Source organism: Lacrimispora brassicae (assembly GCF_054772055.1).
The window spans coordinates 57,146-75,416 of the sequence record NZ_BRYH01000027.1; the positions used below are offsets into that span (position 1 = coordinate 57,146).

The window sequence follows — 18,271 nt, forward strand, 5'->3', positions numbered from 1 at the left end:
TTGTGGCTTATTTTACATCAGTGTACAAATCAGAGATGCCGCACCGGGCAAAATCCGTCTATATGTATCTGCATGACAGGGCCGATAAGGATGGAAAATGTTATCCAGCGATTGGTACCATTGCCAGAGAACTGAACTTGTCCCGCAGCACAGTAAAACGTGCTCTTGCCGACTTGGAAAAACAAGGTTATCTTCGCAGGGAACAGCGGTGGAGGGAAAATGGTGGCAAAAGCAGCAACTTATATTTTTTGATTGCTCGGGTGCAGTAAAAAAAGATAGACTGTTCCGCTAAGGGGCAGGTCTGTCTTTTGGATGGACTGTGGTATGGTCCATGATGAACCATGAAGGCTAAATCCTCACTCTAAAAGATTTTAACTCCAGAAAAGAACATAGGAGTTATATAGATAATCACCAAGAGAAGCTTTATGCCTCTACACGAAAAAGAGGATTCAGAAAAGTGGCTTGGAGGATTGCTTCTTTTTCTGAGAGTTTTGTTTAAAGGCATTTGGAGGAGAAGCTAATGAATGTAACCACGGTATTGTAGTAGTCTTTGTACGCATCTATCCATTCAATTGCGTGTCCATATTAAAATAAGTCATCCAGAATTCATACAGACAATTTTAGTCACATGGATTAAGCTTTTGCTTGGCAGGATTAGTATCGTCTGTAATCTTCCCGGACAAAATATCTTCGTAATGCCTAACTTTATGGATCATATAGTCCGCAAGTTCCTGTGCCTCTTTTAAACGTTCCATAGCGTTTTCACGCTGCTTGAGCATGAATGCATACCGATTTTGAAGACCATCAGGTGTATCAGATAGGCAAAGGTCAGAGTATGCCTTGATATCCTCAATGGATACGCCGCATTTACGCAAACATTTGATACCTTCCAACCAGTTGATAGAATCTTCATCAAACACACGTCGATTGTTTTTGTCGCGGTTGCAGGGCAGCAGACCTCGATCTGTGTAAAAACGGAGTGTATGCTCGGTCAATCCCATTTGTTCTGCGATTTCTTTGACTGTATACTGCATTAATTGGTCTCCTTTTTTATTAATTGAAAAAACTCTTGACTTCGAGTTACACGAACATGTTAAGCTAATTATAGCATAAAAGAAAAACAATGCAAAACAAAATATCGGAGGTAATAACATGAAGATGATGAAATTAAATAGCAATGTGGAAATGCCGATGCTGGGTTTTGGTACATTTCAGGTAACTGATCCCGCTGAATGCGAGTGCAGCATTATAGAAGCAGTTAAAGTGGGGTATCGTCTGATTGACACAGCGCAGGCATACGGTAATGAGGAAGCAGTTGGCTCTGGCATTAGAAATTGCGGTGTAGCTCGTGAGGAATTGTTCATTACAACCAAGGTATGGTTTCACAATTATGAGAGCGGAGATTGCCGGGCTAGTGTATCTGAATCAATGAATAAGCTGGGAGTGGAGTATCTGGATATGGTTCTGCTCCATTGGCCTTTTGGCAACACCTATGCTGCATGGAGGGATTTGGAAGCACTGTATGAGGAAGGCAAAATTCGTGCCATTGGAGTGTCGAACTTTGAACCTGATCGCCTTATAGATTTTATAAAGTTCAATAACGTGGCTCCAGCACTTAATCAAATTGAAACAAATGTGCTGTGTCAGCGTGTAGAGGAACACAAATGGATGGAAAAGTATAAAGTAGCACATCAAGCTTACGCGCCGTTAGGTCAGGGACGGGTGGCAGAGCTACTAGCTAATCCGGAAGTATGCGCCATTGCAACCTCTCGCGGCAAGACACCAGCACAGATTATGCTGCGGTTCCTGATTGAAAGCGGTGTGTCAGTGATTCCAAAGACTGTTCATGTAGATCGAATGAAGGAGAACTTAAATATCTTTGACTTTGAATTGACTGACAACGAGATGACACGTTTACGGGCCTTGGATACAGGGAGAGCTGCCATCGGCAATCCGGAGGATCCAGAGAAAGTAGAATTTGCGATGACTTGGTAAGAAAGGGGTGCCCTATGAAAAGTGTTTTATTACTAGGTGCTACTGGAACTGCCGGTAGCGCAATTGCAAAAAAGCTGTTATCAGATACCGATTGCCGTGTGACATTGTTTGCCCGCCATGCTGATCAGGCGGACATGAGCAATTCTCGTGCGATAGTAATGAATGGAGATGCTGCTAAAATGGAAGATCTTCTCGCAGCATTGAAAGGCCAGGAAGTTGTTTTTTGTGCTATTTCTGGTCAGCAATTGCCTCTAATTGCTGAAAATTTAGTTAAGGCTATGTCAGAGTTTAATATTAAGCGCATTATTTTTATGGGTGCAGTTGGAATTTATAATGAAATTCCTGATGAACTAGACGGAGATGACAATTTAGATAACGAGCCGGCTCAGATACCCAACCGGCAGGCTGTGGATGTGATAGAAGCAAGCAATTTGAACTATACTATCCTACGACCTGGATATTTGAGAGACGGGGATGAAAATGATTTTGTTCTTACTCTAAAGGGGCAGGCAGCAAAGGGCTATATTACCACCATTCCTTCGGTGGTAAAGCTGGCTATTGAGCTGATTCAGGTTGAAACTCTGTATTCTCGCGAAAGCGTTAGCATCACACGGGGTATGCAGTAGAAAAAACTTTAATTAGGTAATGCTGGTGTAAGAATGAGGTGCTTTGCAACAAAGAAAAAGATTCTGATTTCTGAAGCTGACGGGATACATGCAAAGTGATAAAAGAATCATTATATAATAGACAAAAGACAGAACTTTCCTCAGGGAACGGTCTGTCTTTTTGTTTAATCTTAATCGTGGTGTATTTCATGATAAATCTGATGATGAATATCTCCCTTAAAATTAATGACAGAATAAACAATAGTGGAGAAGTATGGTCTTGCAAATTATTAAAACAAGTTCTAAATAATATTAGTTGCAAAGGAAACTGAATAATGTTATACTGACATTAGTTTCAAGTGAAACTAATTGCGCGGAGGTATAATCATGAATGAAAGCATAGGTAAATTGACTGCTGCAATCCACCGGAATTTGCAGATTATATTAAATCATAAGCTAAAGGACATTTCAATCAGAAGTGGACAGCATGATTTTTTTTATGTCATTTCAAGATATGAGGGTATAACACAAAAAGTTTTAAGCGAGTGGCTGTATATCAGTAAATCTACCACAGCTAAGGCTGTCAAGAACTTAATTGACAACGGTTATGTACGTAAAGAAAAGGATTCGGAGGATAATCGTTTTGACCGTTTGTATCTGACAGATAAAGGTAAAGAAATATCTGCTCAGATGCAAGCGACATTTATGGAGGTCGTTGAGATAACGACAAAAAATCTTTCTCCATTAGAAATTAAACAAACGAAAGAATTGTTGAAAAAAATTCTAAATAATGTTTTAGAGGAAAATAAAGCGGAAGAATAGACTTGCTTATTTGAGCTACTAAGAGAGGAATTATAAACATGGAAAATAAACCGAAAATATGGACTAAAGATTTTATTGGCATCACAATAATTAACCTGTTGATTTTTATGGGATTTCAAATGCTCATGCCCACGCTTCCACTTTATGTTAAGTCTTTAGGCGGTGCCGATTCTGTCATTGGCTGGATTACCGGTCTTACTACAATATCTGCCCTGATTATCCGGCCTCTTTCCGGTGTAGCTGTTGATAAATGGGGACGTAAAGTGATACTGCTTGCTGGTATTGGGCTTATTATTGCTGCAACGCTGTCCTATTGGTGGTTCCCCTATGTGGGCGTCATTCTTGCAATTCGTTTTCTGCATGGATTTGGCTGGGGTGCAGCCAGTACCTCAAGCAATACTGTAGCAACAGACGTTATTCCCAAAGAACGGTTTGGTGAATCCATGGGCTTTTTCAGCCTATCCTCAGGTCTGGCAATGGCATTGGCACCGGCACTTGGTCTCGCTTTATTTGCTGGGGGAAATGCATCAAATCTGATGTTTACATCTGCAGGATTTGGAGCAATCGCCTTCTGTCTGGCCTTTTTCTTCCGTTACCGTACTGTAGAGAGGCAACAAGTAGGTAAAAAGAAAGCTGCAATTTTTGAACATTCTTCTATACGGCCGGCTATTGTTATGTTTTTCGTTTCGGCTGCTTATGGTTCCATAGTCAGTTTTCTCTCTATATACGCGTTGGAAAAGGGAATCGCAAATATCGGTTTGTATTTTTTGGTATATGCTGCCGCAATGCTGGTAACCAGACCGATTTTCGGACGATTAGTTGATCGTTTGGGATTCAACGCCACCATGTATCCAGGCTTGATTCTACTGGCCATAGCTATGGTAATCCTGTCCCAAGCATCTACAATGTTGATCTTTTTATTTGTCGCCCTTTTATATGGCATAGGATTTGGTGCGGTTCAGTCGAGCTTGCAAACTCTGGCTGTTATTTATGCTCCGAAAGACAGACTTGGAGCAGCAAATGCAACATTTTTCACCGGATTTGATGGTGGAATAGGGTTTGGTTCAATCATTGCCGGTATTGTCTCATCTGCATTGGGATACAATTGGATGTATTTAACCTTTACCTTCTTCCCTATTCTTGCAGGACTTTTATATTTTTTAACTTCAGGGAAGACTAAAAAAGCAGATTAGTTATTAAATAAAAGAGAGGAGAAATAAATTTATGATTCTTGTTACAGGAGCAAATGGCAGACCCGGGCGTGCAATTATCCATACTTTATCGTCGAAAGGAGCACAGGTCAGGGCCTTTGTGCACAAAGCAGAACAGATTGAAGAAATTATGTCTGTTGGAGCGACAGAAGCGGTGGCAGGAGATATGATGGACCAAAAGGCAATAAAGGATGCCTTTGCTGGTGTCAGTGCCATATATCATATTTGTTCGGCTATAAATCCGAATGAATTTGAAATAGGAAAAATCATCATCGAAGCTGCTCGCGAAGCCAAAGTAGAGCAATTTGTGTACCATTCCGTACTACATTCCGTGCTTCAGGATATGCCACATCATCAGAAGAAGCTGATGGTAGAGGAATTTCTTATAAATTCAGGAGTACCTTATACAATTGTTCAGCCGGCGGTCTTTATGCAAAATATACTTGATTCTTGGAATGTGCTGAAGGAAGAAGGGCTTTTTCGGCAGAAGTTTTTTACTTCAGAGGAAACCCGAATGTGTATGCTTGACCTGGAAGACCTAGCTGAAGCGGCTTCTATTATCCTCATGAATCCTGGTCACACAGGGGTCACATATGAGCTCAGTGGGCCTGAAAATTTGTCTTTTTCCGATATGACAGAGACACTAAAGCGGAATCTTGGTCGTGAAATTAAAGTGGAGACACCAACGGATGAAATGTTTTTGGCGCAACTAAGGAAGTTTGGGGCAGACGACTACAGGGCGAATACCTTGTTAAAGATGTTCCAGCATTATAATGAATATGGGTTTATTGGCAACCCCAATGTTCTAACTTGGCTATTAGGCCGTAAGCCAAATGAATTTTCTGCTTTTGTATTAAGAATGTTGGCAGAAGAAAAGTAAACATATCGTTTCAAATTCAGGAGTAAAACAGAACTTGCGTCTAATATTAGTTAAATTCCCTATATTTAAAGGAGGTATTTTTATGAATTTTTGTTGGAGCACTTTGAGAGTAAACAATTTGGATGAATCCATTCAATTCTATACGGATATTATTGAGCTTGAGGTTGTAAACAGATTTAAGGCGGGGCCATTGGAAATAGCATTTTTAGGCAGAGGAGAAACAAAAATAGAATTGATATGCATGGATGGGAGTAATGCGACAAATACTGGAAACGACATCTCCTGGGGATTTGAAGTTAAGTCTCTCGATCAGACCCTTGCCCTTGTGAAAGAAATGGGCATTGAAATTGAAAGCGAGCCGATTCAACCGAATGATCATGTTAGATATTTCTTTATAAAGGATCCCAATGGTATGAGAATACAGTTGGTAGAAAATCTTGGATAAATTTGATAGATTGAAATTGCAGCCTAAAATCTACCTGATTCAATGGCTATAAATTGAGAATTTAGGAGGGAAAAATGAATACATCTGTTTTTTATGCTACTGCAACGGGAAATTCAAGAAAAATCGCAGAAGCTATCGGTTCAAAACTCAAAGTAAAATCACATAATATTATGGAAAGTCCTTCCCAGTATACAACCGATACACTTGTTATTGTCGGTGGTATTTACTTTGGGAAAAATAAAAAGGAACTCAAAAACTTTGTCAATTCTCTTAATCCGGTAACAGTCAAACGTGCTGTTGTTGTAACAACGAGTGGAGCCGGTCAGAGCCGCACTATACCAGCAGAAATCGTGGATTTACTGGAAAGTAAAAATATTACCGTTCTTGGGGAGCTTGGAGTGAGAGGTAAGGCTCTTATATTCCCTACAGGTCATCCCAGTGAAGCTGATTTGAAAGCAGCAGCTGAATGGGTTGTAAATACGATAAAAGGCTGATTATATTATTTGTCTTGAAAATATGGCTGAAATGAACTCTGTATTGTTACACTGCCAAACAGTTGACGATAAACTGAGCCCTTTCCTAGTTAAGGCAGGGCTCAGTTTATTTGTATTTACAGTCATCTCCAAGTTTTACGTCATAGACTGGTCAATACAGGATTACGAAGATAGTCATAGACTCGGCGTACCTCGCTGGGCTTTCTGGTATCTAACATGGAAGGGCAGTTTTTGTCTAAGGCAGCGATCTTAAACATATCCTCTGTATCTAGCTCAAAATCCCATATAGCAAGATTTTCGGCCATACGCTCTTTATGAACAGATTTTGGAATTACCACTACATTCCCTTGAATGTTCCAGCGCAGTATCACCTGGGCTGGTGTCTTCCCATGCTTAGCAGCAATCTCGACGAGCACTGGCTCAGTAAACATTCCTTTCAAGCCTTCCGCAAAGGGAGCCCAAGCTTCCGGTTGGATGCCAAACTCTTTCATAATCTGCAGTTCCTCTTCCCGTTGATAGTGAGGGTGACGTTCGATCTGGTTAATCTGGGGAATTACTGCGGCGTTGAAACACAAATCCATTAAACGGTCCGGTAAGAAATTGCTGATACCAATGGCTCGGATCTTCCCTGCTTTATAGAGTTCCTCCATGGCACGCCAGGACCCATAATAATCGCCTAGAGGCATATGCACCAAATATAAGTCCAGGTATTTAAGACCTAACTTTTGTAAGGACTCCTCAAAAGCGTCCTTGGTTTTTTCATAGCCCATCTGGTGAATGTAGGCTTTTGTGGTGATAAATAGCTCCTCCCGGGGAACCCCTGCCCTATTGATAGCTTTGCTCACGGCCTCTTCATTTTGGTAGCTTGCGGCTGTGTCTATCAGTCGGTAGCCTGTCTGAATAGCATCCACCACAGCCTGCTCACATATAGCTGGGTCAGTTACCTGAAATACACCCAATCCCTCCATCGGCATTTCTACACCGTTATTTAACTTGATATTTGCTACCATGCTTTGTATCCTCCTTTAATAAATACATCACTTATATAGTGATTTTTTGCGCACTTATTGCATCGCTCTCACTATCAATATTAATCAAATCACAGTCTTAGTCTGCTTTCATTCCCGGTTGTACGAACATAATATCATCAGGAAACTTTTCCATGGATTTATCCCAATTCTCTATAGGAATATCCTCAATCGAAACCGATACAAACTTCGGATCAATTCCTAATTCAGCAATCAACAATGCTTCAATTTTTTGTGCCAGTTCAGATTTTTCTTTTCTCCCTCTACCGGGAATCATCGTAATAGCTACATGTGGCATAATCTTTCCTCCATAATCTCTCCCATAGTGGGTATTTGGCAGGTGCAGGATATAATTTTCCATTCTTTTATTATACGAGGAATGTCTTATCATGTAAAATACTTATATTAAATATTCGTTTATACTCAAAAGGCATATTATAAAACATAAAAATCGCCCGGTATATCGAAAGCATATACGAGGCGATTTGCTGTTTTTTCCATTTTAAGTCCAGCTATTCCACAAATTTCTCCTGCAATTTCTTCAAGAAAATTTCAGTTGCCTTCGAAAAGACCTGATACTTTTTCCAGACAATATGCCAACGGGCTTCCATTTTAGGTTTCAGCGGACGAAAGCAGAGTCCGCTATCCTCGGCGGTACTGATAATCTTATCCAGGCACAATGCGCAGCCAATATTGTCCTTTACCAGAAGGGAAGCGTTATACAAAAGTGTATAGGTAGCAACGAGATTTAGTTTTTCATAGTCATCTTTCAACCATTTTGAAAACATACTGCTGGTTCGTTGCTGACTCGAACTAATCAAAGGAACGCCCCATAAATCGCTTGCCTCAATAGAATCCTTTCCAGCTAGAGGATGATCTGTCCGCATAAGAAGTCCCCAAGTATCCGTAGCAGGTAAAGAAATCGAATCATATTTTGAAATATTGGCGGGTTCAGCCAAAATACCAAAATCAATTAAGCCATTGTTCAATCGTTCCATTACATCATCCGCGTTTCCGCTGAAAAAATGAAAGTGTATGCCAGAGTGCTCATCTCGGATGCCTTTGATCTCTTTGGACAGCAGACTGATAACGTGGGTTTCTCCGCTGCCAATGTGTATGTTACCGCTGATACTCTCTCCCGGCGCCACAAGCTCCGATTCTGTTTTCTCTATCAAAGCCAATATTTCTTCTGCTCTTTTACGAAGTAGCATTCCTTCCTCTGTCAATGTGATAGTCCGGTTTCCGCTACCGCGCAAAAACAGTTTTACACCCAAATCCAATTCCAACTCCATGAGCTGGCGTGAAAGCGTTGGTTGTGTTACATGAAGGCTTTTCGCAGCATTCGAGATATTCTCCTCTCTGGCAACAGATAAAAAATAACGAAGCACTCTAATATCCATATGCTTTTGCCTCCTTCTCTACATAGTCAATCTTATCACAGAAATCATACTTTTCAAGCATAATTAATTATTAAATATAAGCATTTTATATGTTTTGATTTTTGTACTATAATATGAATCAGCAAAAAGCAATTTTTTTGTAGTTTGAGAAACAACTACTGCACAATTTCATAATCCGCTTTGCGTCGTGCGAATAGATGCCCGTATATACAAACTTACTGCCCAATTTTATTATGCACGAATTACAACTAGCAAGAAGGTGAAGATATGACGGAACATGACAAGGACGAAAAATTATTAAGAAATTTGTTGGATGCGGGATGCAGCCGGGATTTTGCAGACAGTTTCTTTCACCTTGAGGACGAGCAGAAGAGACTGCGGCTGCTCTCATGTCACAGATGTTCACTCTTGGACGAAATCCATGAACGTCAAAAGCAGTTGGAATGTTTGGATTATTTGATTTATTCCATAAAGGATAAATCAAAATAAGCGAGTTTGCTTGCATAAGAGAGCAAGTCATCCAGACATTGAAGAACAGGAGGAACGATTACGATGAAACCAATAAAGGAACAAATTTTTACAGGGGAGCGCGCACTTTTTGGGGGTAAAAATCTCGCGATCCACCATTCTATTTTTGAGGACGGAGAATCTCCGCTCAAAGAATCCCGTGATATTGAAGTGGAGCAAAGCGTTTTCAGGTGGAAATATCCATTGTGGTATAGCAAAAATGCCAATGTCCATGACAGCATGCTGTTAGACGGTGCGCGGGCAGGTATCTGGTACACCGATCAGATCCATATCAGCCATACTACGATTGAGGCACCTAAGACCTTTCGCCGATCCACCAACATTATCCTCGAGCATGTTGATATGCCAAACGCCAGTGAGACACTTTGGATGTGCAATGGTGTGTCTCTGGACGATGTAAGTGCTGAGGGCGACTACTTCGCCATGAACTCATCCCATATTAAAGCAAAAAATTTCCGCCTTGCCGGGAACTACTCTTTTGACGGCTGCAAAGACGTTGAAATTACCGGAGCCAGGCTGCTGTCAAAAGATGCCTTCTGGAACTGCGAAAATGTGGTCGTTTCCGACTCCTTCATCACTGGGGAATATATCGGTTGGAACTCCCGCAGCCTAACCTTTGTAAATTGTACTATTGAGAGTTTGCAAGGCTTTTGTTATATTGACGGCTTGACACTAAAAAATTGCCGTTTGCTGAAAACAAATCTTGCTTTTGAATATTGTAAAAGCATCTCGGTGGATGTCACTACGAATATCGATAGCATTAAAAACCCAATCAGCGGAGAAATCCGCGCGGAGGGAATCGATAAGATTATCTTTGACGACCCACAGATTGATCCGAGAAACACCTGTATTACGTTGGGAGGTGTGCAGCGTGTCGTATGTCTTTGATAAAGTAACAGACCGCCGGAATTCCTTTTCCATGAAGTGGGACACAGGCGAAAGTGAGCTGCCCATGTGGGTAGCCGACATGGATTTTGAAACTGTTCCCGCTGTGCGGGAGGCTCTTCGATCAAAAGTGGATAAGGGAATATTCGGTTATACCATTGTGCCCGATGAATACCGTCAAGCTGTGAGCGGTTGGTGGAGCAGACGGCATCGCTTTCCCATCGAACAAGATTGGATTCTCTTTGCAACCGGCGTAGTACCAGCCATTTCCTCCATCGTCAGAAAAATGACTGATGTAGGCGAGAACGTGCTTATTCAGCCTCCGGTTTACAATATCTTTTATAACTCCATACGAAATAACGGACGGAGCCTGCTGGAAAACAAGCTGATTTACAGAGACGGTCAATATAGCATTGATTTTGATGATCTGGAGTATAAGCTGGCCGATCCACAAACCACGCTGATGATTTTGTGCAATCCCCATAACCCTATCGGCAAGGTATGGGACAGGGATACTCTTGCTAGGATAGGTGAATTATGTGCAAAATACCGGGTTTTGGTGCTTTCTGATGAAATCCATTGTGATCTCACCGATCCTGGGATAACATATACCCCATTTGCCTCCGTATCAGACTTGTGTGCAGAAAACAGTATCACTTGTATTGCTCCCTCAAAGGCGTTCAACTTAGCCGGATTGCAGGCCGCCAGCGTAGTCGTTCCCAATCCCCATATTCGGCATAAGGTCAACCGGGGGCTGAACACCGATGAGGTGGCGGAGCCAAACGCCTTTGCGATAGAAGCCACCATCGCTGCCTTTACCCAGGGTGAAACATGGTTAGACGATTTAAGAGCCTATATAAAAGGCAACAAAGACATAGCAACAGAGTACATTCACCATAATATTCCTCAGATGCGAGTTGTATCGTCGGAAGCGGCCTATCTTCTCTGGATGAATTGCTACATGATTACCTATGACTCGAACCGATTGTGCGAGATCATTCGAAATGAAACAGGATTATATTTATCATCAGGGGCGGCTTATGGAGAAAGCGGAAGATCTTTTCTTCGTATGAACCTTGGTACACAGCAGAGCCGGGTTTTGGATGGGGTAGAAAGATTAAAGCAAGGGGTACAACGATATGAGGAGCTTGCAGCAAAAGACCCTTGTGGAATTGTCTGAAAAAGACACATTGTCAGTAAAAGAAAGCCAAAGGGGCATAATGTTTCTGGTTATGATACCACCCCTATCGGCTCGCCAATCCAGTGGAAAAGTAGAGTATAGTGTTTCCGAATGAATCGCTAAAAATATAAAAAGGGGGATGAAAATGAAAAAACGATTTGGAGCACTGCTGCTCGTTGTACTCTTGGTTATGGCGGCTGGTTGCAGCAAGGTCTCGGACGGAAATGAATCGCAGGGAGAAACGCCATCCGCACCAAACAGCACCACACCCAACAATAAAGATGATCCGTCGACATTACTTCCCTCCGAGGAGCTCTCTGAACCTGGCGAGTCTGTTGCAGAGGAATTGATGATTCAAGTCAGTGACGGAACCAACATGACCACTTTCAAGCTGAATGATTCTACAGCGGCAAAGGTGCTTTATGAACAGCTCCCTTTGTCTTTGGAAGTGCAGGATTACAGTAACAATGAAAAAATATTCTATCCAACAAAAGCGCTGGATGTCAGCGACGCACCAAAGGCCAGCGGCGAAATAGGCACGTTGGCGTATTATTCACCATGGGCAGATGTTGTCATGTTTTTCGGGAGCTACAGTCCAAACGGCAGTTTATATGAACTGGGACAGGTCGCATCCGGCAGTGAGCAAATTCAGCTGCTGGAGGGAACCATTACAATCGAGGTAGCTCCCTAGAGCATATATAGAAGGAGGTTTCTATGAGGATCAAGAAGTTTTCGGCAGCAGTTATTTTCACCTGTCTATGTATGCTGTTTTCTACAACCGCCTTTGCTGCTAATCACTTTGAAGATGTGGTGTCTGGAGCATGGTATTACGATCAGGTGACTTCTGCTGTAGAAAAAGGATATATGTCAGGGGTGGGTGAAAACAGATTTATGCCTGACGCTCCCATGACAAGGGCCATGCTTGTGCAGATTCTTTCCAATTTTACTGAGGGGTACGACGCTGCCCAATATCAGGGCAATTCTAGATTCAGTGATGTCAAAGTCGGTGCTTGGTATGCTTCAGCTGTGAACTGGGCGGCAGAGCAAAAAATCGTGGCAGGTACATCCGACATAACCTTCAGTCCTGATCGCAGCATCACACGTCAGGAAATGGCAGTAATGTTATACAATTACGCCAAGGTACTAAGTGTTGACGTCACACATACAGAAGACAGGCTTTCATCTTATTCCGACCGTGCAAGCGTCGCTCCATGGGCTGTAAATGCCCTAAGATGGGCAGTGGACCGGGGTGTTATTTCAGGGACAAGCGCATCAACATTGTCGCCATTGAGCACAGCGACTCGCGCACAAATTGCCGCAGCGATGATCAAGGCAGAGGATGTATTAAGAACAGTCAACAGTCAAAATCCAGAGAAAGGTGAAGAAGATATGCAAATAACCATCAAATCCAACGGAAACAGCATCGTTTTTAGGCTGAACGATAGTCAGGCGGCAAAAGACCTTTATGCGCAGTTGCCTCTAACAATTCAGGTGCAGAATTACAGCACCAACGAAAAGATTTTTTATCCCCCGGAAACACTGGACATAACCAATGCAACTGAGGCCAGCGGTATGCTAGGCAACCTTGCGTACTATGAGCCATGGGGCAATGTGGTTATGTTCTATAAGCCGTTCACTCCAACCCCCGGTGGCAGGCTGTATGAACTGGGACAAGTAGTATCCGGCAGCGAGCATATCCAAAATCTAGCCGGCTCTATTGAGATCAGCAAAGAATAACCGCTAATAAATCGGCAAGCTGAACCCATAAAAAGATAAGCAGTAGACAAGTCTATTTGTTAGAGTATGTCTACTGCTTATTTGATTGAACAAATTTTAAAATAATAATATTATTACTGATTGATTTAGCATATTAAATTTCCTTTCAGAAAATATCCTATATCAAGACTGAATCCTATGGCTAATAATCCAAAAAATTATCAAGCTGAAAAGCAGATGCAATAAAGGGTTTTCACCTTTTATCGCTTAAAAGCTTGCCGCCAACTCCGATGTTCTCTAATTCGTTTTCCTTGAGAAATACATAAAAAGCTTCCGGAGGAATTCCGGTAATCCGCGACGCAGATTCCGTAAATTCCTTCGTAAGCAATTGTTTCTGTTCTTTTGTTAATTTAGATGCTTCTAATGTAATAACCGGCATTTCTTAATCCTCCTAAATTCAATGTACCGTTAGTTGAGTAGATCGTTCACCTCAACCAACGGATATATTTATTGTTTTTTACGTTTACTTATCAAAGCCCATTTTTCTTAATCCATGCAGAAATTTCTTTTTCTGTGGAACGTCCGCCACCCTCGTAGGCAGTGTACATATCCAGGATTTTAGCACCTGAGCACAGCTTCGCAAAATCCCTGTCCGAGTGTCCCTTGCCACCGCCGCCATGAGAGGTAAACGGCGCCACGGTCTTGCCGCCGAGATCATTTTCATTCAAAAATGTGGTGATTGGCGGTGCCATAGTACCCCACCAGATAGGTGTTCCAATGAAGATAATATCATACTGACTCAGATCTAAATCCAGCTTTTTTATTGGTGGATGGAACCCGGCGCTGATTTCCTTTTTGCCCTGATCCACCACTGCGTTATAATTCTGCGCGTACGGCATTTCCGGCAGCACTTCCTGAATGGCCGCACCTGTCAGCGCCGCAATTGTTTTAGCCATTTCCCCAGTGCGGCCTGACCAAGTGAAGTAGATCACGATGCTTTTGCTCATTTTCTCTCCTTATTTCTTACCCAGTGTCGCACATTTCGCAATGGTTTCCCCTGTTCTCAGATAGGTATAGCCCGGCATTTCAAATAAAACGGGCTTAAACTTATCGTAATTGATCTTGTCATCTTCATTCAGGATTTCTTCTTCCGCAAAGGTGTGCCTGATCTCCAAAATAAAATTCTCGAAGGTCTTCGTCTCATAGATATCCTCTACGGTGCATTCCATCGTGAGCCTGGCCTCGTTGATCATCGGCGTACCGGTTTCACCGATGGTGAAGTCAAATACTTGGGATTTATCGGTTCTAGAACCGCTGACGCTGCCCACGTAATCCGCTTTTTTCAACCAGGCTTCGTCAACTAAATTAACGGATAACGCTTTTGTTTCTTTAATGCCCTGATTGGTGTAATGGGGCTTGGCAAGACTGACCATGATCCGGTCATGTGAGGGAATGCCAATATGCGCAGCTAACATCCAAGTGGGTTTCCCATTTACCATTGTACCGACAACAACCGCCGGTGTAGGGTATAAAGCTGTTACGGAACCGATATCTTTTTTCATTTTAGCTACCTCTTTTCGTTAAATTTATGATTTGATTGTGAGCTGTCGTGGATGCTCTTTGTTATGGCTTTTTATCTGCCTTTTTGATCTCATACCTGAGATAATCCATACGTTCCAGCTGCTTTTCACGGAAATGGATTTCGTCCAGTGTGTTATTCCGTTTTTCATTCAGCATATGCAACCGCTCGTTTTCACTGGAATTTCCTTCTAATAAAAGCCGCATGTAAGTTTCTACCTCGTCCCTGCTAAAGCCGATATCATGCAGTGTCATAATCAGGCTCAGACGTTCCAGATCGATATCATCATACTGCCACACGCCCATGACTTTTTTGACTGCGTCGCAGAGACCCCAGCTTTCATACTCCTGTAGAATGGACACAGGGATGTTATAGCAGCGGCTTACCTCGTCTTTTGTCATATATACACCCCCTAAGCAAAAAAATAGATGCTTCCTTGGGAAACATCTATATCCTAATATCATTATTTAATAATGTCCAATACCTATTCTACATTGCACGAAATGCCTTTGATGTATTTCTTCGCGCAATCAAGAAAAGCAGCGGTCGATGGCGAAAAAACCTGATCTTTTTTCCAGACCAAAACGGAACCGGTCTCCAGAGACGGAGAGAACGGTACAAAGCAAAGGTGTTCGTATATGCTGTCAAGCTTCAGGCAGATTGCGACGCCAATGTTGTTTCGTACCATGATCGCTGCATTATAGAGCAGATTATAGTTTGCTACAAAGTGAAGTTGGTCCTGGTAATCTCCGAACCAATTGGCAATTTCACTTTGAACAATCATGCGCTGTGTAGTAATTAATGGTTTATCCGCCAGGTCTTTCGGTGTTACGACTTCTTTCGCAGCCAAATCTGAGTCCTTACGCACCAAAACACCCCATACCTCTTTCTGCGGAAAACGGACAAACTCATATTTACGAATATCAACAGGCTCCAGCAGCAGCCCGATATCCAGCAGTCCTGATTCAATCCGATCTTTAATCGTATCCGCGTTTCCAGTGTAAAGATTGTATCTGACGAGAGGATGCTTTTCCAGAAAAGAGGCAAGCATGCCGGCGAAAAAATCAATGCTCTGTGCTTCCCCTCCGCCAATAGAAATCTCTCCGGTCAATTCCGCTTCCTTTTGCGAAAATTCAAGCTTGGTTTTGTCAGCTAAAGAAACAAGCTCCTGCGCCCGGCGTTTCAGCAGCATACCGTCTTCTGTCAGTGTGATACTATGGCTGCTCCGATGGAACAGCTTGACACCCAGTTCTTCTTCCAGCTGCATGAGCTGTCTTGACAGCGTGGGCTGGGTCACATGCAAAAGCTGTGCGGCCTTTGTAATGTTTTCTTCTCTGGCAGCCATTAAAAAATATTTCAGAACACGAAGCTCCATAATCTCACTCCTTTATGACTGCTATTATACCACATCTGTTATTCGTTATCAACATATCATAGCTCCAGATATGCTTTTTGTGACGGAATGTGTTTGTGAAGAGTCATTCTTATCAATTTTATGGTTCCTTGAATCGGTAAATCAGGTGCGAAATAGCTGAAATGCCTCTAACGCATTTCTTTCGGTTAAAACTAAGCATTTTACATTGCACCGTTCAGCGGATAAAATTAAGGTATGTTATTAGGACATCTTTTTTGTGATAACTGGAAATCTACTAAGGCTGCATGCCAGATGGAAGGAATTGATGAGAAAGATTAGTTTTCTCAATCAAAAGCTTCAGGAGATGTCCACATAGGAGTACCTGAAAACTGGCGCGGCCCTGAATAGGCGCTTGAGCTTTGAAAAGGAATCATTAAATCAAATAATAAAAAAGTGAGGAGCAATCAATATGGAAAACAACAATAAAATGCCGCGCGTTGCTTTGGGAACATGGTCTTGGGGCGTTGGTGCCGCAGGCGGAGATCAGGTTTTTGGCAATCATCTGCGTGAAGCAGACCTGAAGCCTGTTTTTGACGCAGCTATGACAAACGGTCTTTATCTCTGGGATACGGCCTATGTTTATGGAATGGGAGATTCCGAGAGGATTTTAGGCGCGTTTGCAAGAACCTGCCCGCGTGAGGATATCATTCTGTCCACAAAATTTACACCGCAGGTTGCAAATCCATCAGCCGACCCCGTGGTAAAAATGTGCAGCTCCAGTTTGGAACGTTTGGGTACAGATTTTATTGACATCTATTGGATTCACAATCCTGCTGATGTAGAGAAATGGACTCCCTATCTGGTTCCTCTTGTGAAAAGCGGCAAGGTAAAGCGCGTAGGTGTTTCCAACCATAATCTGGCTCAGATTAAGCGTGAGGAAGAAATTCTATCCCAAGAGGGTGTACACATTACTGCAGTCCAAAACCACTTTAGCCTCCTTTACCGCTCCTCTGAGAAAGCTGGTATCCTGGAATACTGCAAGGAAAATAAGATGGATTTCTTTGCCTATATGGTGCTGGAGCAGGGTACGCTGAGCGGTAAATATGATACCAAGCACCCGCTTCCGGAGGGCAGCCAGCGTGCTATGACGTATAATCCCGTGTTGCCGCAGATTGAAGCGCTGATTGGCGCCATGCGGAAAATCAGTGAGAAATACAACGCCTCTATCCCTCAGATTGCTATTGCGTGGGCCATTGCCAAGGGAACAACACCCATCATCGGCGTGACAAAGCCCGCTCATGTGGAAGACGCGGCAAAAGCGGCCGGAATCACCTTGATGACCGAGGAAATGGACGAACTAGAGCGCATGGCCGCCAAGACTGGCGTAGATACCAGAGGCTCCTGGGAGCATCCCATGGTGTAAATATTGCTTTTGCATGGAAGCGGCCCTGAAGCGCAATCTTCGGAGCCGTTTTCTTTAAAATACAAAAAGGAGGTCATAATCCCGTGCAGAAAGCAAAGAAAAACAAAAGAAAGCTTGCCTTTATATTATTAGGGCTGTTCATGCTTTTTGGGGCGACCGCCTGTACAAACGAAAATACAGGAGGCTCGTCAGAACCGCCTGCTTCTTCCAGTGGAAGCGGTTCCCCGGCGCCATTAGATACCAGCGTATCATCCGAGGAACCAGCCCCGGTCGATTCGTCTGAAACAACCCAAAGTGACACGCAGCCCCAGGAGAGCAGCCCGGAATCGGCGGAAATCAAGCTTAAGATCACTGTTGGTGAGCAGGAGCTGACAGCAACACTGGACAATAATACAACCACACAGGCCCTGCTTGAAAAACTTCCAATGACAGTGCCCATGCAAGATCTATACAACCGGGAAATGTGCTATCGATTTCCTGACGAGCTGCCGACGAGCGATGTGCAGAACACCGGCTATGAAGTAGGCGATATCATATACTGGCCGCCGGGCCGGAGCTTTGTTATCATGTATGCCCAAAACGGCGAGCAATTCAGCAGGCAGAAGATCGGCCGTGTTGATTCGGGTGTTGAGATTTTTGCGGAAACCGGTGATACGGACGTTACGTTTGCGATGTTGGAAGAGTAGTGAATATTTTCAGAAGCACTGATCTGAAAAAATCCATTTG

At 42.8% G+C, this 18,271-nt stretch carries 23 protein-coding genes; 14 read left to right on the forward strand and 9 right to left on the reverse strand.

Annotated elements, in window-relative coordinates; genetic code table 11:
* The first annotated feature begins 2 nt into the window (after nucleotides 1–2).
* Complete coding sequence (locus ACYVD3_RS14210) at nucleotides 3–269, forward strand: helix-turn-helix domain-containing protein (protein WP_460643136.1); 267 nt, start codon at nucleotides 3–5, stop codon at nucleotides 267–269.
* 351 nt (nucleotides 270–620) lie between these two features.
* On the opposite strand, the gene ACYVD3_RS14215 is transcribed toward ACYVD3_RS14210, so the two are convergent.
* Nucleotides 621–1,034 carry a MerR family transcriptional regulator gene (locus ACYVD3_RS14215; RefSeq protein ID WP_460643137.1) on the reverse strand — a complete coding sequence of 138 codons (414 nt, stop codon included), beginning with the start codon at nucleotides 1,032–1,034 and terminating at the stop codon, nucleotides 621–623.
* 118 nt (nucleotides 1,035–1,152) lie between these two features.
* On the opposite strand from ACYVD3_RS14215, the gene ACYVD3_RS14220 reads away from it, so the two are divergent.
* The 7 genes from ACYVD3_RS14220 (at nucleotide 1,153) to ACYVD3_RS14250 (ending at nucleotide 6,452) form a co-directional block, all read left to right on the forward strand.
* Nucleotides 1,153–1,995, forward strand: a complete 843-nt coding sequence (locus ACYVD3_RS14220) for an aldo/keto reductase (protein ID WP_460643138.1) — start codon at nucleotides 1,153–1,155, stop codon at nucleotides 1,993–1,995.
* A 14-nt stretch (nucleotides 1,996–2,009) separates the two neighbouring features.
* Nucleotides 2,010–2,621 carry an NAD(P)H-binding protein gene (locus ACYVD3_RS14225; RefSeq protein WP_460643139.1) on the forward strand — a complete coding sequence of 204 codons (612 nt, stop codon included), beginning with the start codon at nucleotides 2,010–2,012 and terminating at the stop codon, nucleotides 2,619–2,621.
* Nucleotides 2,622–2,987: 366 nt separating this feature from the next.
* Nucleotides 2,988–3,422, forward strand: coding sequence for a MarR family winged helix-turn-helix transcriptional regulator (locus ACYVD3_RS14230; RefSeq protein ID WP_460643140.1), 435 nt, complete (start codon nucleotides 2,988–2,990; stop codon nucleotides 3,420–3,422).
* Between the two features lie 38 nt (nucleotides 3,423–3,460).
* On the forward strand, nucleotides 3,461–4,615 hold the full coding sequence (locus tag ACYVD3_RS14235) for an MFS transporter (protein ID WP_460643141.1): 1,155 nt from the start codon (nucleotides 3,461–3,463) through the stop codon (nucleotides 4,613–4,615).
* Between the two features lie 31 nt (nucleotides 4,616–4,646).
* On the forward strand, nucleotides 4,647–5,513 hold the full coding sequence (locus tag ACYVD3_RS14240; protein ID WP_460643142.1) for an SDR family oxidoreductase: 867 nt from the start codon (nucleotides 4,647–4,649) through the stop codon (nucleotides 5,511–5,513).
* A gap of 82 nt (nucleotides 5,514–5,595) precedes the next feature.
* Nucleotides 5,596–5,958 carry a VOC family protein gene (locus ACYVD3_RS14245; protein ID WP_460643143.1) on the forward strand — a complete coding sequence of 121 codons (363 nt, stop codon included), beginning with the start codon at nucleotides 5,596–5,598 and terminating at the stop codon, nucleotides 5,956–5,958.
* A 74-nt stretch (nucleotides 5,959–6,032) separates the two neighbouring features.
* Nucleotides 6,033–6,452, forward strand: a complete 420-nt coding sequence (locus ACYVD3_RS14250) for a flavodoxin domain-containing protein (RefSeq protein ID WP_460643144.1) — start codon at nucleotides 6,033–6,035, stop codon at nucleotides 6,450–6,452.
* Nucleotides 6,453–6,592: 140 nt separating this feature from the next.
* Here the strand turns inward: ACYVD3_RS14250 and ACYVD3_RS14255 are convergent, their stop codons facing one another.
* The 3 genes from ACYVD3_RS14255 to ACYVD3_RS14265 form a co-directional block, all read right to left on the reverse strand.
* Nucleotides 6,593–7,462, reverse strand: coding sequence for an aldo/keto reductase (locus ACYVD3_RS14255; protein WP_460643145.1), 870 nt, complete (start codon nucleotides 7,460–7,462; stop codon nucleotides 6,593–6,595).
* Nucleotides 7,463–7,559: 97 nt separating this feature from the next.
* Nucleotides 7,560–7,778 carry a tautomerase family protein gene (locus tag ACYVD3_RS14260; RefSeq protein ID WP_460643146.1) on the reverse strand — a complete coding sequence of 73 codons (219 nt, stop codon included), beginning with the start codon at nucleotides 7,776–7,778 and terminating at the stop codon, nucleotides 7,560–7,562.
* A 214-nt stretch (nucleotides 7,779–7,992) separates the two neighbouring features.
* Nucleotides 7,993–8,880 carry a LysR family transcriptional regulator gene (locus ACYVD3_RS14265; RefSeq protein ID WP_460643147.1) on the reverse strand — a complete coding sequence of 296 codons (888 nt, stop codon included), beginning with the start codon at nucleotides 8,878–8,880 and terminating at the stop codon, nucleotides 7,993–7,995.
* Between the two features lie 552 nt (nucleotides 8,881–9,432).
* On the opposite strand from ACYVD3_RS14265, the gene ACYVD3_RS14270 reads away from it, so the two are divergent.
* The 4 genes from ACYVD3_RS14270 to ACYVD3_RS14285 all read left to right on the forward strand — a co-directional run bounded on the left by ACYVD3_RS14270 (nucleotide 9,433) and on the right by ACYVD3_RS14285 (nucleotide 13,210).
* A complete protein-coding gene (locus tag ACYVD3_RS14270; RefSeq protein ID WP_460643148.1) occupies nucleotides 9,433–10,296 on the forward strand; it encodes a DUF3737 family protein in 864 nt (287 codons plus the stop codon).
* Nucleotides 10,280–11,473, forward strand: coding sequence for a MalY/PatB family protein (locus tag ACYVD3_RS14275; protein WP_460643149.1), 1,194 nt, complete (start codon nucleotides 10,280–10,282; stop codon nucleotides 11,471–11,473). Before ACYVD3_RS14270 ends, ACYVD3_RS14275 begins: the two co-directional genes overlap by 17 nt.
* Before the next feature lie 145 nt (nucleotides 11,474–11,618).
* A complete protein-coding gene (locus ACYVD3_RS14280; protein ID WP_460643150.1) occupies nucleotides 11,619–12,164 on the forward strand; it encodes a cyclophilin-like fold protein in 546 nt (181 codons plus the stop codon).
* Between the two features lie 23 nt (nucleotides 12,165–12,187).
* Complete coding sequence (locus ACYVD3_RS14285) at nucleotides 12,188–13,210, forward strand: cyclophilin-like fold protein (RefSeq protein WP_460643151.1); 1,023 nt, start codon at nucleotides 12,188–12,190, stop codon at nucleotides 13,208–13,210.
* A 232-nt stretch (nucleotides 13,211–13,442) separates the two neighbouring features.
* Here the strand turns inward: ACYVD3_RS14285 and dmpI are convergent, their stop codons facing one another.
* From dmpI to ACYVD3_RS14310, 5 genes are all read right to left on the reverse strand, one after another.
* Nucleotides 13,443–13,628, reverse strand: a complete 186-nt coding sequence (gene dmpI, locus ACYVD3_RS14290; protein WP_460643152.1) for a 4-oxalocrotonate tautomerase DmpI — start codon at nucleotides 13,626–13,628, stop codon at nucleotides 13,443–13,445.
* A gap of 91 nt (nucleotides 13,629–13,719) precedes the next feature.
* Nucleotides 13,720–14,196 carry a flavodoxin gene (locus ACYVD3_RS14295; protein WP_460643153.1) on the reverse strand — a complete coding sequence of 159 codons (477 nt, stop codon included), beginning with the start codon at nucleotides 14,194–14,196 and terminating at the stop codon, nucleotides 13,720–13,722.
* Nucleotides 14,197–14,205: 9 nt separating this feature from the next.
* A complete protein-coding gene (locus ACYVD3_RS14300; protein ID WP_460643154.1) occupies nucleotides 14,206–14,751 on the reverse strand; it encodes a flavin reductase family protein in 546 nt (181 codons plus the stop codon).
* A gap of 61 nt (nucleotides 14,752–14,812) precedes the next feature.
* On the reverse strand, nucleotides 14,813–15,169 hold the full coding sequence (locus ACYVD3_RS14305) for a MerR family transcriptional regulator (RefSeq protein WP_460643155.1): 357 nt from the start codon (nucleotides 15,167–15,169) through the stop codon (nucleotides 14,813–14,815).
* Nucleotides 15,170–15,252: 83 nt separating this feature from the next.
* Nucleotides 15,253–16,143 carry a LysR family transcriptional regulator gene (locus ACYVD3_RS14310; RefSeq protein WP_460643156.1) on the reverse strand — a complete coding sequence of 297 codons (891 nt, stop codon included), beginning with the start codon at nucleotides 16,141–16,143 and terminating at the stop codon, nucleotides 15,253–15,255.
* Between the two features lie 448 nt (nucleotides 16,144–16,591).
* Between ACYVD3_RS14310 and ACYVD3_RS14315 the strand changes: the two genes are divergently transcribed.
* Nucleotides 16,592–17,545 (forward strand): aldo/keto reductase, encoded by a 954-nt coding sequence (locus tag ACYVD3_RS14315; RefSeq protein ID WP_460643157.1) that lies wholly within the window; start codon nucleotides 16,592–16,594, stop codon nucleotides 17,543–17,545.
* Between the two features lie 83 nt (nucleotides 17,546–17,628).
* Nucleotides 17,629–18,231: a cyclophilin-like fold protein gene (locus tag ACYVD3_RS14320; protein ID WP_460643158.1), complete on the forward strand. Its 603-nt coding sequence runs from the start codon at nucleotides 17,629–17,631 to the stop codon at nucleotides 18,229–18,231.
* Nucleotides 18,232–18,271 lie beyond the last annotated feature (40 nt).

Bases quoted from the DNA above. Each gene is read 5' to 3' on its own strand.
- ACYVD3_RS14285 (WP_460643151.1), top strand. From the start codon at position 12,188: ATGAGGATCAAGAAGTTTTCGGCAGCAGTTATTTTCACCTGTCTATGT.
- ACYVD3_RS14235 (WP_460643141.1), top strand. From the start codon at position 3,461: ATGGAAAATAAACCGAAAATATGGACTAAAGATTTTATTGGCATCACA.
- ACYVD3_RS14305 (WP_460643155.1), bottom strand. From the start codon at position 15,169: ATGACAAAAGACGAGGTAAGCCGCTGCTATAACATCCCTGTGTCCATT.
- ACYVD3_RS14265 (WP_460643147.1), bottom strand. From the start codon at position 8,880: ATGGATATTAGAGTGCTTCGTTATTTTTTATCTGTTGCCAGAGAGGAG.
- ACYVD3_RS14250 (WP_460643144.1), top strand. From the start codon at position 6,033: ATGAATACATCTGTTTTTTATGCTACTGCAACGGGAAATTCAAGAAAA.
- ACYVD3_RS14310 (WP_460643156.1), bottom strand. From the start codon at position 16,143: ATGGAGCTTCGTGTTCTGAAATATTTTTTAATGGCTGCCAGAGAAGAA.
- ACYVD3_RS14295 (WP_460643153.1), bottom strand. From the start codon at position 14,196: ATGAGCAAAAGCATCGTGATCTACTTCACTTGGTCAGGCCGCACTGGG.
- ACYVD3_RS14230 (WP_460643140.1), top strand. From the start codon at position 2,988: ATGAATGAAAGCATAGGTAAATTGACTGCTGCAATCCACCGGAATTTG.
- ACYVD3_RS14315 (WP_460643157.1), top strand. From the start codon at position 16,592: ATGGAAAACAACAATAAAATGCCGCGCGTTGCTTTGGGAACATGGTCT.
- ACYVD3_RS14300 (WP_460643154.1), bottom strand. From the start codon at position 14,751: ATGAAAAAAGATATCGGTTCCGTAACAGCTTTATACCCTACACCGGCG.
- ACYVD3_RS14270 (WP_460643148.1), top strand. From the start codon at position 9,433: ATGAAACCAATAAAGGAACAAATTTTTACAGGGGAGCGCGCACTTTTT.
- ACYVD3_RS14215 (WP_460643137.1), bottom strand. From the start codon at position 1,034: ATGCAGTATACAGTCAAAGAAATCGCAGAACAAATGGGATTGACCGAG.
- ACYVD3_RS14220 (WP_460643138.1), top strand. From the start codon at position 1,153: ATGAAGATGATGAAATTAAATAGCAATGTGGAAATGCCGATGCTGGGT.
- ACYVD3_RS14280 (WP_460643150.1), top strand. From the start codon at position 11,619: ATGAAAAAACGATTTGGAGCACTGCTGCTCGTTGTACTCTTGGTTATG.
- dmpI (WP_460643152.1), bottom strand. From the start codon at position 13,628: ATGCCGGTTATTACATTAGAAGCATCTAAATTAACAAAAGAACAGAAA.
- ACYVD3_RS14225 (WP_460643139.1), top strand. From the start codon at position 2,010: ATGAAAAGTGTTTTATTACTAGGTGCTACTGGAACTGCCGGTAGCGCA.
- ACYVD3_RS14255 (WP_460643145.1), bottom strand. From the start codon at position 7,462: ATGGTAGCAAATATCAAGTTAAATAACGGTGTAGAAATGCCGATGGAG.
- ACYVD3_RS14260 (WP_460643146.1), bottom strand. From the start codon at position 7,778: ATGCCACATGTAGCTATTACGATGATTCCCGGTAGAGGGAGAAAAGAA.
- ACYVD3_RS14240 (WP_460643142.1), top strand. From the start codon at position 4,647: ATGATTCTTGTTACAGGAGCAAATGGCAGACCCGGGCGTGCAATTATC.
- ACYVD3_RS14245 (WP_460643143.1), top strand. From the start codon at position 5,596: ATGAATTTTTGTTGGAGCACTTTGAGAGTAAACAATTTGGATGAATCC.